General features: G+C 70.7%; 12 protein-coding genes. 2 read left to right on the top strand and 10 right to left on the bottom strand.

What is annotated here, in order from left to right; all coding sequences use genetic code 11:
• Positions 1-147 precede the first annotated feature (147 nt).
• Together BM085_RS14015 and BM085_RS14010 are read left to right on the top strand one after the other, a co-directional pair.
• Entirely contained in the window at positions 148-1,164 is a 1,017-nt protein-coding gene (locus tag BM085_RS14015; protein WP_093887441.1) for a sensor histidine kinase, read from the top strand.
• Positions 1,165-1,169: 5 nt separating this feature from the next.
• On the top strand, positions 1,170-1,826 hold the full coding sequence (locus tag BM085_RS14010; protein WP_093887440.1) for a response regulator: 657 nt from the start codon (positions 1,170-1,172) through the stop codon (positions 1,824-1,826).
• A 139-nt stretch (positions 1,827-1,965) separates the two neighbouring features.
• Here the strand turns inward: BM085_RS14010 and BM085_RS14005 are convergent, their stop codons facing one another.
• The 10 genes from BM085_RS14005 to uvrC form a co-directional block, all read right to left on the bottom strand.
• Positions 1,966-3,135, bottom strand: a complete 1,170-nt coding sequence (locus BM085_RS14005; RefSeq protein WP_093887439.1) for a UDP-N-acetylglucosamine--N-acetylmuramyl-(pentapeptide) pyrophosphoryl-undecaprenol N-acetylglucosamine transferase — start codon at positions 3,133-3,135, stop codon at positions 1,966-1,968.
• A gap of 501 nt (positions 3,136-3,636) precedes the next feature.
• Positions 3,637-3,984 (bottom strand): RNA polymerase-binding protein RbpA, encoded by a 348-nt coding sequence (locus tag BM085_RS14000; RefSeq protein ID WP_012892502.1) that lies wholly within the window; start codon positions 3,982-3,984, stop codon positions 3,637-3,639.
• A gap of 95 nt (positions 3,985-4,079) precedes the next feature.
• Positions 4,080-4,310, bottom strand: coding sequence for a preprotein translocase subunit SecG (gene secG, locus BM085_RS13995; RefSeq protein WP_012892503.1), 231 nt, complete (start codon positions 4,308-4,310; stop codon positions 4,080-4,082).
• 133 nt (positions 4,311-4,443) lie between these two features.
• Positions 4,444-5,205 carry a triose-phosphate isomerase gene (gene tpiA, locus BM085_RS13990; RefSeq protein WP_218158720.1) on the bottom strand — a complete coding sequence of 254 codons (762 nt, stop codon included), beginning with the start codon at positions 5,203-5,205 and terminating at the stop codon, positions 4,444-4,446.
• 130 nt (positions 5,206-5,335) lie between these two features.
• Positions 5,336-6,523: a phosphoglycerate kinase gene (locus BM085_RS13985; protein WP_093887437.1), complete on the bottom strand. Its 1,188-nt coding sequence runs from the start codon at positions 6,521-6,523 to the stop codon at positions 5,336-5,338.
• Positions 6,523-7,527, bottom strand: coding sequence for a type I glyceraldehyde-3-phosphate dehydrogenase (gene gap / locus BM085_RS13980; protein ID WP_031167169.1), 1,005 nt, complete (start codon positions 7,525-7,527; stop codon positions 6,523-6,525). Before gap ends, BM085_RS13985 begins: the two co-directional genes overlap by 1 nt.
• A gap of 510 nt (positions 7,528-8,037) precedes the next feature.
• Entirely contained in the window at positions 8,038-9,018 is a 981-nt protein-coding gene (gene whiA / locus BM085_RS13975; RefSeq protein ID WP_012892507.1) for a DNA-binding protein WhiA, read from the bottom strand.
• A gap of 93 nt (positions 9,019-9,111) precedes the next feature.
• On the bottom strand, positions 9,112-10,047 hold the full coding sequence (locus tag BM085_RS13970; RefSeq protein ID WP_031167172.1) for a gluconeogenesis factor YvcK family protein: 936 nt from the start codon (positions 10,045-10,047) through the stop codon (positions 9,112-9,114).
• Positions 10,044-10,916 (bottom strand): RNase adapter RapZ, encoded by an 873-nt coding sequence (gene rapZ / locus BM085_RS13965; RefSeq protein WP_093887436.1) that lies wholly within the window; start codon positions 10,914-10,916, stop codon positions 10,044-10,046. The genes BM085_RS13970 and rapZ overlap by 4 nt, the downstream gene beginning before the upstream one ends.
• The gene (gene uvrC / locus BM085_RS13960) at positions 10,913-12,826 is read right to left on the bottom strand and encodes an excinuclease ABC subunit UvrC (protein ID WP_086575239.1); all 1,914 of its coding nucleotides are present in this window, start codon (positions 12,824-12,826) and stop codon (positions 10,913-10,915) included. Before uvrC ends, rapZ begins: the two co-directional genes overlap by 4 nt.
• Positions 12,827-12,919: the final 93 nt, after the last annotated feature.

The following is a 12,919-nucleotide window of genomic DNA, read 5'->3' as shown; positions in this document are numbered from 1 at the left end:
CTGTCACCCCAGTCTGGCGGTGCCGCCGCCCCGCCACCATCAGGTCCAGCACCCATTCGGGGCGGGGTAGGACTTGTAGGCGGGACACGCGGCGATGGGAGGCCGCCCCCATGGACAACCGCACTCCACGACGACGAGGCTGGTGAGATGAGCGACCACGCCGACCGGCAGAGCGACGGACCGAGGGCCGCGCCACGCGCGCGGACCCCCGCGCGAGCGCTGTTCCGGCGGCTGTTCGTGATCAACGGGCTGGTGTTCACGGTCGGCACGCTCGTGCTCGCGCTCTCCCCCGCCACGGTGTCCTCACCGGTTCTGCTGGCCGAGGTGCCGGTCCTGACGGTCGGGCTGGCGCTGATCGTCGCCGCGAACGCGCTGCTGCTGCGCGCCAGCCTGGCCCCGCTCGACGCGCTCGCCGCGCTGATGCAACGTGTCGACCTGCTGCGGAGCGGCGACCGGCTCACCGACAGCGGCAACGGCGATCTCACGCACCTCATCGACACCTTCAACGCGATGCTGGACCGGCTCGAGGCGGAGCGCAGCACGGCCAGCGCGTACGCGCTGGCCGCCCAGGAGGGCGAGCGGCAGCGCATCGCGCGCGAGCTGCACGACGAGATCGGCCAGAGCCTCACCGTGGTGCTCCTCGGCCTGAAGCGCGCGGCCGACCGGGCGCCCGATGACCTCCGCGAGGAGCTGCACGCCGTCCAGGAGACGGTCCGCTCCAGCCTCGACGAGGTACGGCAGGTCGCCCGCCGGCTGCGCCCCGGCGTCCTGGAGGATCTCGGGCTGCAGAGCGCGCTGAGCGCGCTGAGCAGCGACTTCTCGGCGGTCAGCGGGGTGCCGGTCACCCGCAGGGTGGACCCCGGCCTGCCCGCCCTGAGCGGGGACGTCGAGCTCGTCCTCTACAGGATCGCCCAGGAGAGCCTCACCAACGTGGCCAGGCACGCCCGCGCCACCCGTGTGGAGCTGTCGCTGACCGCGGGATCCGGCCACCTGACGCTGCGCATCACCGACGACGGGCGGGGTGGTGCGCTCCAGGAGGGGGCCGGCATCCGCGGCATGCGCGAGCGGGCCCTGCTCATCGGCGCCCGCCTGACCCTCGCCTCCGCACCCGGCGGCGGCACCGACGTACGCCTGGTCATACCCGACGCGGCGGAACGGAGCTGAACCCGGTGGACACGCCCAAGACACGGATCCTGCTGGCCGACGACCACGCCCTGGTCCGCCACGGACTACGGCTGATCCTCGACGCCGAACCCGATCTCATGGTCGTCGCGGAGGCGGCCGACGGCGCCGAGGCCGTCGAGGCCGCCTCCGCCGATGACGTCGACCTGGCCATCCTGGACATCGCGATGCCGCGCATGACCGGCATCCAGGCGGCCCGGGAGATCTCCCGGCGCTCCCCCGGCATCCGCATCCTGATCCTGTCCATGTACGACAACGAGCAGTACTTCTTCGAGTCGCTCAAGGCGGGCGCCTCGGGCTACGTGCTCAAGTCGGTCGCCGACCGTGACCTCCTGGAGGCCTGCCGGGCGGCGATGCGGGGCGAGCCCTTCCTCTACCCCGGCGCGATCACCGCGCTCATCCGCGACTACCTGCAGCGCGTCCGGCAGGGCGAGCGCGTGCCCGAGAGCATCCTGACGCCCCGGGAGGAGGAGATCGTCAAGCTGATCGCCGAGGGCAACTCCGCCAAGGAGATCGCCGAGACACTGGTCATCAGCGTGAAGACCGTCGATCGGCACCGCGCGAACATCCTGCAGAAGCTCGGCATGCGCGACCGGCTCGATCTGACCCGCTACGCCATCCGCGCCGGCCTCGTCGAACCGTGAGACCGGACGCGGTCGTGTCCCACGGCCTCCGAGGCCGCCACGGTACGGATCTCCGCCCGCCCCCGGCCCGGTCCCCCGGCTCGGACGCGACCGCACGCCGTACGGCGGACGCGGGCCGGTCCAGCCGGAGGACGGCGGATCAGCTGGATCCGGCGGCGTCCGCCTCCTGGAGGATCACCCGGGCGAGGGCGTCGGCGGCGTCGAGGCGGCCGAGCGACCGGGCGGCCTTGGCCATGGTGACGCGAGCCTGCGGGTCGGCGAGCAGGATGTCGAGCTCCTCGAGGAGCTGGCCGGCCTGGGGCCCGCTTTCGAGGAGCGCCCGGGCCGCTCCCGCCTCGACCAGGTAGCGGGCGTTCTGACGCTGCTCGTCCCCCGCGGAGGGGATCAGGGGGATCAGGACGGACGGCTTGCCCACGGCGGTCAGCTCGGCGAGGGTGCCCGCGCCGCTGCGGGAGACCACGATGTCGGCGGCGGCGAGCACGTGGGCCAGCTCGTCGCCGACGTAGGGCACCGGCTGATAGCGTCCCGCGAGCTCGCCGGGCAGTCCCGCCGCGGTCCGGGTGAGCTGGTCGATCCAGTCGGGACCGCACTGGTGGAGCACCTGCGCGCGGGTGAGCAGCGAGGGCAGGATCGCTTCGATCATGGTGTTGATCTGGCGGCTGCCCTGGGCGCCACCGGTCACGTAGACGAGGGGCAGCTCGGGCGAGAGACGGAAGTGCCACCGGCCGGACGGGGCGTTGCCGTTCAGCAGGTGGGGCCGGACGGGGTTGCCGGTGACCACGGCCCGCTCCCGCGCCGAAGCGGGCAGGTGCTCGATCGACGACGGGTGGGTGAGCGCGATCCGGGTGGCGAACCGCGCCAGGATGCGGTTGGCCAGGCCGAGCGCGGTGATCTGCTCGTGCATCACGAGCGGGCGGCCGAGCATCCGGGAGGCGACCCCCAGCGGCACGCACACGTACCCTCCGGTGGACAGCACCACGTCGGGGCGGTAGCGGGCGGCGACGCCGAACGCCTGCATGACCCCGACCGGGATCCGGAACATGTCGGCGAGGTTGGTGAGCAGCTCGCGCGGGCTGGGCGAGCGCCGCAGCTTGCCCGCCTTGATCGCCCGGAACGGGATGCCGTGCTCGACGGCGATGCGGGCCTCCAGACCGGTGGCCGTACCCACCCAGAGCACGTCGAGATCGAGCCCGCGGGCGGCGGCCTGCTCGCGGACGGCCGCGACGGTGGTCAGCGCGGGGTAGGTGTGGCCGCCGGTCCCCCCTCCCGTGACGAGCATGCGCAGGGGGCGATGGTTTCCGGCGTTCATCAGATCTCCTTGAGCGTGGATATCCCCGCCCTCGGGCGGGGGAGGAAACGCGGCGCGGCGGCGCGCGATTCGGTAACGTGTCCGGCGGCGGCGATGACCGAGCCGCCGCTCGCGTGATCGGCGATACCCTCGCCGCCGGGCCGGCGGAGAGATGAAACGCCTATGGAGCCGGTGTAAGACCTCAAAGGAGACTCCCTCCTGGCGGGCGGCTGGCGGTGAAGCAGGAACCCTCACGGGCGACCGCAAAAATCCCCTCCCTTCGGGGAGGAGAGGATGTCACCGGGCGTCTCGGCAGCGCCGAAGCGCTCGACGGCCCCGCGCACGCTACCCGGACTCCCGATGAAGATCCAATTCCTGGCGGGCAGGCGGCCTCCCGCGGACGGGTGCCGGGTGCGCGCCGGCACGGCCGGGTCCGGTACGGAGGGACCGCCGGGGCGGCCTCGCCGGAACATGCCGGAGGCCCCCGTGGAGGGTTCCACGGGGGCCTCCGGCGGGCCGTGCCTAGTAGATCGGGCGCGAGGAGGAGCGCAGGCGCTCCAGAGCCTCAGCCAGGATCTGGGCGCCGTCCTTGTCGCTGCGGCGCTCCTTCACGTAGGCGAGGTGCGTCTTGTAAGGCTCGTTACGCGGCGGCGCGGGCGGGTTGGCCTCGTCCTGACCGGCGGGGAGACCACACCGGGGGCAGTCCCAGAACTCCGGCACGGCCGCGTCGCTGGCGAAACTGGGGCGCGTCTCATGCATATTCGCGCACCAGAACGGGACCCTTACCCGGGGAGCCGCCTCGCCACGCTCCGCCTCCCCCATCGGGCCCGCGCCGACACGGCTGCCACGGATCGCGTTGCCACTACCCACGGATGAACTCCTCGCTCGATGGCCCCGCCGCTCGGTTGGATGCGGGGGGCTGAACCACTGTCACGCTTCGCAAAAGCCAGGTCAGGGCTTAAGGGTCAGGGCTTAAGGAGCAGGCCCAGCGCGATGATGCACACGAACCAGACAACACCGGTGATGATGGTGAGCCGGTCAAGGTTGCGCTCCACGACCGAGGAGCCTCCGAACGACGACGAGAAACCGCCACCGAACAGATCCGACAGACCACCGCCCTTGCCCTTGTGAAGCAGCACAAGCAGGATCATCAGCATGCTCGCCAGAATGAGGGCGATGGAGATTCCGATTGTCACCGTTGACCTGTTCCCTATTTACGCGCGGCCCGCGTCCGGGCGCGACCCTTGTACGACGCCTATGGCGTGACGATTCAAACTTGCTCTAAGAGGGTACGACGTGCTGTCAAGTCGTACCCTCCGAACGGCCTACTCAGACGGACATTTCGCCGAAGCGGCAGATCTTCACGAACTCGCCCGGATCCAGACTGGCGCCACCCACCAGCGCGCCGTCCACATCGGGCTGGGCCATGATGCCGGCGATGTTGTCAGACTTGACCGAGCCACCGTAAAGGATACGGACAGCGGCGGCCACCTCGCCGTCATACAGCTCGGCGAGTCGGACACGCAGTGCCGAGCAGACCTCCTGCGCGTCGGCCGGAGTGGCCACCTCGCCGGTGCCGATCGCCCAGACCGGCTCATAGGCCAGCACGACGGACTTGGCCTGCTCCGCGGTGACCTTGCGCAGCGCCCCGTCGAGCTGCGAGACGCTGTGAGCCACCTGGCCGCCGGCCTGACGGACCGGCAGGCCCTCCCCCACGCACAGGATCGGCGTGAGCGAGTGCCGGTAGGCCGCCTGCACCTTGGCGTTGACCAGGTCGTCGTCCTCGTGGTGGTACTGCCGGCGCTCGGAGTGCCCGGCCAGGACGAAGGTGCAGCCGAGCTTGGCGAGCATCGCCCCGGAGACGTCGCCGGTGTAGGCGCCGCCGTCATGCTGCGACAGGTCCTGCCCGCCGTACACGATCCGCAGCTTGTCCCCGTCCACCAGGGTCTGCACGCTGCGCAGATCGGTGAACGGTGGCAGAACCGCCACCTCGACCCTGTCGAAGTCCTTGTCGTTCAGTGCGAACGCCAGCTTCTGGGTGTGGGCGATGGCCTCAAGATGGTTGAGGTTCATCTTCCAGTTGCCGGCCATGAGCGGTTTGCGCGCCGTGGTCACCTGTCGCTCCTCGCTCCTCGCGTGCTGACGGAATCGCCTGTCCCTGCTGTGCTCTCGTGCCGCGGGCATGTCCGGACGGCGCGATGCTCACTGCGTCGGTCCACTCCTATGCCTCCAGCGCGACGAGTCCGGGCAGGGTCTTGCCTTCCAGGTATTCGAGGCTGGCGCCGCCACCGGTGGAGATGTGCGAGAACCCGTCCTCGGGGAGGCCGAGCTTGCGCACGGCCGCGGCCGAGTCACCGCCGCCGACGACGGTGAAGGCCTCCGACTGGACCAACGCCTCGGCGACGGCCCGGGTTCCGCCGGAGAACGCCTCGAATTCGAAGACGCCCATCGGGCCGTTCCAGAACACGGTCCCGGCGTCGGCCAGCTTGCTCGCGAACAGCTCGCGGCTGCGCGGGCCGATGTCGAGCCCCTGCCGGTCGGCCGGGATCGCGGTGGCGTCGACCACCTCGTACTCGGCGTCCTCGGCGAACTCGGTGGCCGCCAGCACGTCGACCGGCAGGACGAGCTCCACACCGCGCTTGGCCGCCTCGTTGAGGAAGCCGCGCACCTGGTCGAGCTGGTCCTTCTGCAGCAGCGACTGGCCCACCTCGTAGCCCTGGGCGGCCAGGAAGGTGTATGCCATGCCGCCGCCGATGAGCAGCCTGTCGACCTTGGTGAGCAGGTTGCCGATCACGCCGAGCTTGTCGGAGACCTTGGCGCCGCCCAGCACCACGGCGTACGGCCTGGCGAGGTCGTCGGTCAGCTTCTTGAGCACCTCGACCTCGGCCACGACCAGCCTGCCCGCCGCGTGCGGCAGCAGCAGCGGCACGTCGTAGACGCTGGCGTGCTTGCGGTGCACGGCGCCGAAGCCGTCGCCGACGTAGACCTCGGCCAGGGCGGCCAGCTTCTCGGCGAAGGCCGCCCGCAGGGCGTCGTCCTTGGACTCCTCGCCCGGCTCGAACCGCAGGTTCTCCAGCAGGGCCACCTGGCCGTCCTGGAGGGCCTTCACGACGTCCTGGGCCGACTCCCCGACCACGTCGGTCGCGAAGACGACCTCGGCGCCCAGCAGCTCGCCCAGCCGCTTGGCCACGGGGGCCAGCGAGTACTGCGGGTTCGGCTCGCCCTTCGGACGCCCCAGGTGGGCGCAGACGACGACGCGCGCGCCCTTGTCGGCGAGCTCCCTGATCGTCGGCACCGAGGCCCGGATGCGTCCGTCGTCGGTGATGGCGTCCCCGTCGAGGGGGACGTTGAGGTCGGCGCGGACGAGGACGCGCCGACCCTTCACGTCGAACTCAGACAGATCCTTCATCAGAGGTCGGCGCCGACCAGCTCGATGAGGTCGCCCAGGCGGTTGGAGTAGCCCCACTCGTTGTCGTACCAGCCGACGACCTTGACCTGGTTGCCGATCACCTTGGTCAGGCCCGCGTCGAAGATGCAGGAGGACGGGTCGGTGACGATGTCGGAGGAGACGATCGGGTCCTCGGTGTAGGTCAGGTAACCCTTGAACGGCCCCGCGGCGGCGGCCTTGAACGCGGCGTTGACCTCTTCCACCGTGGTCTCACGGCCGACCTCGACGGTGAGGTCGGTGGCCGAGCCGGTGGGGATCGGCACGCGCAGCGCGAAGCCGTCGAGCTTGCCCTTGAGCTCGGGCAGCACCAGGCCGATGGCCTTGGCCGCGCCGGTGGAGGTCGGCACGATGTTCAGCGCGGCGGCGCGGGCGCGGCGCAGGTCGCTGTGCGGGCCGTCCTGCAGGTTCTGGTCCTGCGTGTAGGCGTGGACCGTGGTCATCAGGCCCTTCTCGATGCCGAAGGTGTCGTTGAGGACCTTCGCCAGCGGAGCCAGGCAGTTGGTGGTGCACGAGGCGTTGGAGATGATCGTGTGGTTGGCCGGGTCGTACTTGTCGTGGTTGACGCCCATCACGATGGTGACGTCCTCGTTCTTGGCCGGAGCCGAGATGATGACCTTCTTGGCGCCGTTCTCGGCGTGCACGCGGGCCTTGTTGGCGTCGGTGAAGAAGCCGGTGGACTCCACCACGACGTCCACACCCAGGTCGCCCCAGGGCAGCTTGGCGGGGTCGCGCTCGGCGAAGGCCTTGATCGACTTGCCGTCGACGACGATCTCGTCGGCGGTGCTCTTCACCTCGTACGGCAGACGGCCGAGGATGCTGTCGTACTTGAGCAGGTGGGCGAGCGTGGCGTTGTCGGTCAGGTCGTTGACCGCAACGATCTCGATGTCCTTGCCGCTGGCAGCGACCGCACGCCAGAAGTTGCGGCCGATGCGGCCGAATCCGTTGACGCCTACGCGGATGGTCACGGTGCCGATCTCCTCGTACGTCGGTGCGCCGGTCCACCGGACCGGCGACTTGGGGCGGGCTGAAACCTCAACCACGAACCCTATCGGACCCAAATTGGTGTAGACCACTGGCGGGGTGGGGTGTGTTCTTCCTTAACCCATGAGTAGGTATCGCCCTCTTCAAGTGGAGTGCCCGAATCGTCACTCCACACGCCTGCAACACCCGCAGGACCTGCTGTGACACGGGCAAATTCCCGGCGCGGAAGCGGCCCGCCCCGGGCGCCGTACGGGGCGGGCCCGCCCGTGGCGCGGAGGCGGCCCGGGCCCGGAGGGACGCGCGGCCCCGGACCGGAACGGAGGCCGCCCGTGACGCGCATGCGAGACGCCCCGGGCCCGGGGGCCGGGGGGCCGGGCGAGGAGGGAGCCGCCGCGCGGGGCGCGGGAGACGCCTCGGGCCCGCGAGGACGCACGGACCGGGTGAGGAGGGGCCGGAGACGCGGGAGCGGGCTCCGCCGGCGGTCGTGCACCCGCCTAAGGCGCCAGCATGTCCACCGTGAGGTTCGCCTCGGTGTTGGGGATGCCGATGTCCTGGGCGCGCTTGTCGGCCATGGCGAGCAGGCGGCGGATGCGCCCGGCGATGGCGTCCTTGGTCAGCGGCGGGTCGGCGAGCTGGCCGAGCTCCTCCAGGGACGCCTGCTTGTGCTCGACCCGGAGGCGGCCGGCGATCACCAGATGCTCGGGGGCCTCCTCGCCGAGAATCTCCAGGGCCCGCTGGACCCGGGCCCCGGCGGCCACCGCGGCTCGGGCCGAACGGCGCAGGTTGGCGTCGTCGAAGTTGGCCAGGCGGTTGGCCGTCGCCCGGACCTCGCGGCGCATCCGCCGCTCCTCCCAGGCCAGCACGCTGTCGTGGGCGCCCAGCCGGGTCAGCAGCGCGCTGATCGCGTCGCCGTCGCGGACCACGACCCGGTCGACGCCGCGGACCTCACGGGCCTTGGCGTGGATCTTCAGCCGCCGGGCGGACCCGACCAGCGCGAGCGCCGCCTCCGGACCCGGGCAGGTGACCTCCAGCGACATGGAACGGCCCGGCTCGGTGAGCGAGCCGTGCGCCAGGAAGGCCCCCCGCCAGGCGGCCTCGGCGTCGCAGGTCGCCCCCGCGACGACCTGGCGCGGCAGGCCGCGGACCGGACGGCCGTGGTTGTCGATCAATCCGGTCTGACGGGCCAAGGCCTCCCCGTCGCGGTAGACCCGCACCACGTAGCGCGAGCCCTTGCGCAGTCCCGCGGGGGCCAGGACGAGCACCTCCGCCTTGTGACCGAACACCTCGCCGATGTCCTTGATGAGCCGCCTGGCCGTGACGTTGGTGTCGAGCTCCGCCTCGATCACGATCCGTCCGCCCACCAGGTGCAGCCCGCTCGCGAACCGCAGGAGCGTCGACACCTCGGCCTTACGGCAGCAAGGCTTCAGGACCGGCAGCCGGCTCAGCTCGTCCTTGACCACACCTGTCATCGCCATGTGCGTTCGTCCTCCCCCATACAGACCTCATGCGGCCCGAGATAAACCAGGCTCACAGAAGTTTCTCGCACTCCTGAGCACCGCTGACCAGGATCAACGCTTCTCACGGAAAATCTCGTCCAGGACGGAGGCAAGACGTTGCGCATCGTGCCGCGGCGAGCCGTCCTGGTCGGCCACGGCGGCCAGGACGAGCCGTCCGCCGAGTTCGGCGGCGGCCTTCGCCAGCTCCTCCCCGTCCTCGGCCACCCCGGTGTCGGCGAGCACCACGTCGACCTCCAAGGAGGGGGCGTGCTGCCGCAGCACCTCCAGATGTTTCTGGGGGGAGAAGCCGTCGGTCTCCCCCGGCTGCGGGGCGAGGTTCAGCGCGACCAGACGGCGCGCCGCCGTGGAGTGCAGGGCCTCGGCCAGCTGGGGCACCTTGAGGTGGGGCAGCACGCTGGTGAACCACGACCCGGGACCGAAGACCACCCAGTCGGCGTCCAGGACCGCCTGGACCGCCTCGGGGCAGGCAGGCGGATCCTCGGGGACCAGCGAGATGGCCCGGACCCGGCCGGGGGTGAGCGCGCAGGCCACCTGGCCGCGCACGGTGCTCACCTCGCCGTTCAGCTCCACCTCCGCGGCGATGTCGAGCGGCACCGAGGACATCGGCAGCACCCGTCCGTGCGCGCCCAGGAGCCTGCCGACCCAGTCGAGACCGGCGACCGTGTCGCCGAGCCTCTCCCACAGCGCCACGATCAGCAGGTTGCCGACCGCGTGCCCGTGCAGGTCGCCCTCGCTCCGGAACCGGTGCTGGACGACCTCGCTCCAGGTCCGTCCCCAGTCGTCGTCCCCGCACAGCGCGGCCAGGGCCATCCGCAGGTCCCCCGGGGGCAGCACGCCGAGCTCGCGGCGGAGCCTGCCGCTCGACCCCCCGTCGTCGGCCACGGTGACCACCGCCGTCAGCTCGGAGGTGACCCTGCGCAGCGCCGTCAGCGACGCGTACAGCCCATGCCCTCCACCCAGCGCGACGACCTTGAGACCTTCGATCACTCCCGGCCCACATCCCGATGGCTTACCTGCACCTCCATGCCTCCCCGGTCACGCAATCGGCCGCCGATCTGCTCGGCCATGGCGACACTGCGGTGCTTGCCGCCGGTGCAGCCGACGGCGAGCGTGGCGTAGCCCTTGCCCTCACGGGTGTAACCGGCCGCGATGATGCCGACCACCTCGTCGTAGGCGTCCAGCAGCTCCTTCGCGCCCGGCTGGTTGAGAACGTAGTCCCGTACGGGGGCGTCGAGCCCGTTCATCGGGCGCAGTTCCGGGACCCAGTGGGGATTGGGCAGGAACCGGCAGTCGACGACGAGGTCGGCGTCGACGGGCAGGCCGTACTTGTAGCCGAAGGAGACCACGTTGACCCGCAGGCCCGGCCGGTCCTCGCCGCCGAAGAAGGCGACGATCTTGCCGCGGAGCTCGTGGACGTTGAGGTTGGAGGTGTCGATGACCAGGTCCGCGTTCGCCCGGACCTCGCGCAGGATGCCGCGCTCGCGGGCGATCCCGTCGACCAGCCGGCCCTCCCCCTGGAGCGGGTGCGGACGGCGGACGTTCTCGAACCTGCGGACCAGCTCCTCGTCACTGGCCTCCAGGAACACCACCCGCACGGCGACGCCGCGCCCGTCCAGCTCCTCGATCGCGGCGTTGAGGTCGGTGGTGAACGCCAGACTGCGCACGTCGACCACCGCGGCCACCTTGTCGGCGGCCAGCTTGACCCTTCCGGCCTCCTCCGCCATGGCGAACAGCAGGCCGGGTGGCAGGTTGTCGATGACGAACCAGCCAAGGTCCTCCAGGGCCTTGGCCGCTGTGCTCCGTCCCGCCCCCGACATGCCGGTGACGATGACGAACGCTGGCTCTTTTCCGTTCATGGGTTCTCCCCCTTCAACGCCGACACGATCGTCTCGGCCGTAGCGGGGCCGATCCCGGGAATCTCGCAGATCTGGGCCGCGGTCGCCTCCCGTAACCGCTTCACCGATCCGAAATGCTTGATCAGGGCCTGTCTGCGGGCCGGACCGAGCCCGGGAACCTCGTCCAGGGCGCTTTCCTTGACGCTCTTCGACCGCTTCGAACGATGGTAGGTGATGGCGAATCGATGGGCCTCGTCGCGCACGCGCTGCAGGAGGTAAAGGGCCTCGCTCGACCGGGGAAGGATTACCGGCAGGTCCTCGCCGGGAAGCCAGACCTCCTCCAGCCGCTTGGCCAGGCCGCAGACCGCCACGTCGTCCACGCCCAGCTCGTCCAGCGCGCGCTGGGCGGCCGCCGCCTGGGCCGGGCCGCCGTCCACGACGACCAGGTTGGGCGGGTAGGCGAACTTGCGCGGCCTGCCGGTCTCCGGGTCGATGCCCGGTTCGGCGCCGGCTTCGGCGTCGAGCTCTCCGGTGGCCGAGCGCTCCTCCAGATACCGCTTGAACCGGCGTGAGATCACCTCGTAGATCGAGGCGACGTCGCCCTCGGTGGAGCGGACGGAGAACCTGCGGTATTCGCTCTTGCGGGCCAGGCCGTCCTCGAACACCACCATGGAGGCCACCACGTCGGTGCCCTGGATGTGGGAGACGTCGTAGCACTCGACGCGCAGCGGCGCCTGGTCCAGGTCGAGCGCGTCGGCGACCTCCTGCAGCGCCTTGCTCCGGGTGGTCAGGTCGCTGGCCCGCTTGAGCTTGTGCTGCTTCAGGGACTCCATGGCGTTGCGCCAGACGGTCTCCATCAGCGACTTCTTGTCCCCCCGCTGCGGGACGCGGATCTCCACCCGGGCCTTGCGGTGCTCGCTGAGCAGCTCGGTGACCGCCTCCGCGTCGGGCGGGAGCACGGGCACCAGCACCTCCCTGGGCAGCGCCTCGGGAGTCGCGTCGCCGTACATCTGCAGCAGGAACTGCTCGACCAGCTCGCCGGGCCCGGCCTCCTCGACCTTGTCGACCACCCATCCGCGCTGGCCCCGGATGCGCCCGCCTCGGACGTAGAACACCTGCACCGCGGCCTCAAGCGGATCCTCCGCCAGTGCGACGACGTCACAGTCGGTGCCCTCCCCCAGCACCACGGCCTGCTTCTCCATGGCTCTCAGCAGCGCCTGGATGTCGTCGCGCAGCCGGGCGGCCCTTTCGTACTCCTGGTCGGCGGCCGCCTGGCGCATCTCGCGCTCCAGCCGCTTCATGAAGCGGCCGGTGTTGCCCGCCATGAAGTCGCAGAAGTCCTCGGCCAGCGTCCGGTGCTCCTGGGCGGTGACCCTGCTGACGCAGGGCGCCGAGCACTTGTCGATGTAGCCCAGCAGGCAGGGCCGGCCGATCTGCCCGGCACGCCGGAACACCCCCGCCGAGCAGCTCCTGATCGGGAACACCCGCAGCAGCAGGTCGACCGTCTCCCTGATCGCCCAGGCATGGGAGTAGGGCCCGAAGTAACGGGTGCCCTTGCGCTTGGCGCCGCGCAACACCTGGACCCGGGGGAACTCCTCCCCCATGGTGACCGCGAGGTAGGGGTAGGACTTGTCGTCGCGGTATTTGACGTTGAACCGGGGGTCGTACTCCTTGATCCAGGAGTATTCGAGCTGGAGCGCCTCGACCTCGGTGCCGACGACCGTCCAGTCGACGTCGACGGCGGTGGTGAGCATGGTCTGGGTGCGCGGATGGAGCCCGGCGAAGTCGGCGAAGTAGGAGTTCAGCCGCTGGCGCAGGTTCTTGGCCTTGCCGACGTAGATGACCCGGCCCTCGGCGCCTCTGAACCGGTAGACGCCGGGTGATTCGGGGATCGACCCCGGACTCGGCCGGAAACTCGCCGGACCAACCACAGATCTCGCCACACCAGAAAGCCTATCGGCCTTCACCGACAGGATCTCTTCTCCGGAACCCCTACCCGTCCCCGCATCGCGGGACCCCCGCGG

This window comes from Streptosporangium canum (genome assembly GCF_900113865.1).
Classification (GTDB): Bacteria; Actinomycetota; Actinomycetes; order Streptosporangiales; family Streptosporangiaceae; genus Streptosporangium; species Streptosporangium canum.
Note: the sequence above shows the minus strand (reverse complement) of the source record. Positions and strands in the feature narration are given on the sequence as shown.

Excerpts from the sequence above, each read along its gene's own strand:
- BM085_RS13985 (WP_093887437.1), bottom strand. The coding sequence starts at position 6,523 with ATGAAGGATCTGTCTGAGTTCGACGTGAAGGGTCGGCGCGTCCTCGTC.
- tpiA (WP_218158720.1), bottom strand. The coding sequence starts at position 5,205 with ATGGCCGGCAACTGGAAGATGAACCTCAACCATCTTGAGGCCATCGCC.
- whiA (WP_012892507.1), bottom strand. The coding sequence starts at position 9,018 with ATGGCGATGACAGGTGTGGTCAAGGACGAGCTGAGCCGGCTGCCGGTC.
- BM085_RS14015 (WP_093887441.1), top strand. The coding sequence starts at position 148 with ATGAGCGACCACGCCGACCGGCAGAGCGACGGACCGAGGGCCGCGCCA.
- BM085_RS14005 (WP_093887439.1), bottom strand. The coding sequence starts at position 3,135 with ATGAACGCCGGAAACCATCGCCCCCTGCGCATGCTCGTCACGGGAGGG.
- rapZ (WP_093887436.1), bottom strand. The coding sequence starts at position 10,916 with ATGAACGGAAAAGAGCCAGCGTTCGTCATCGTCACCGGCATGTCGGGG.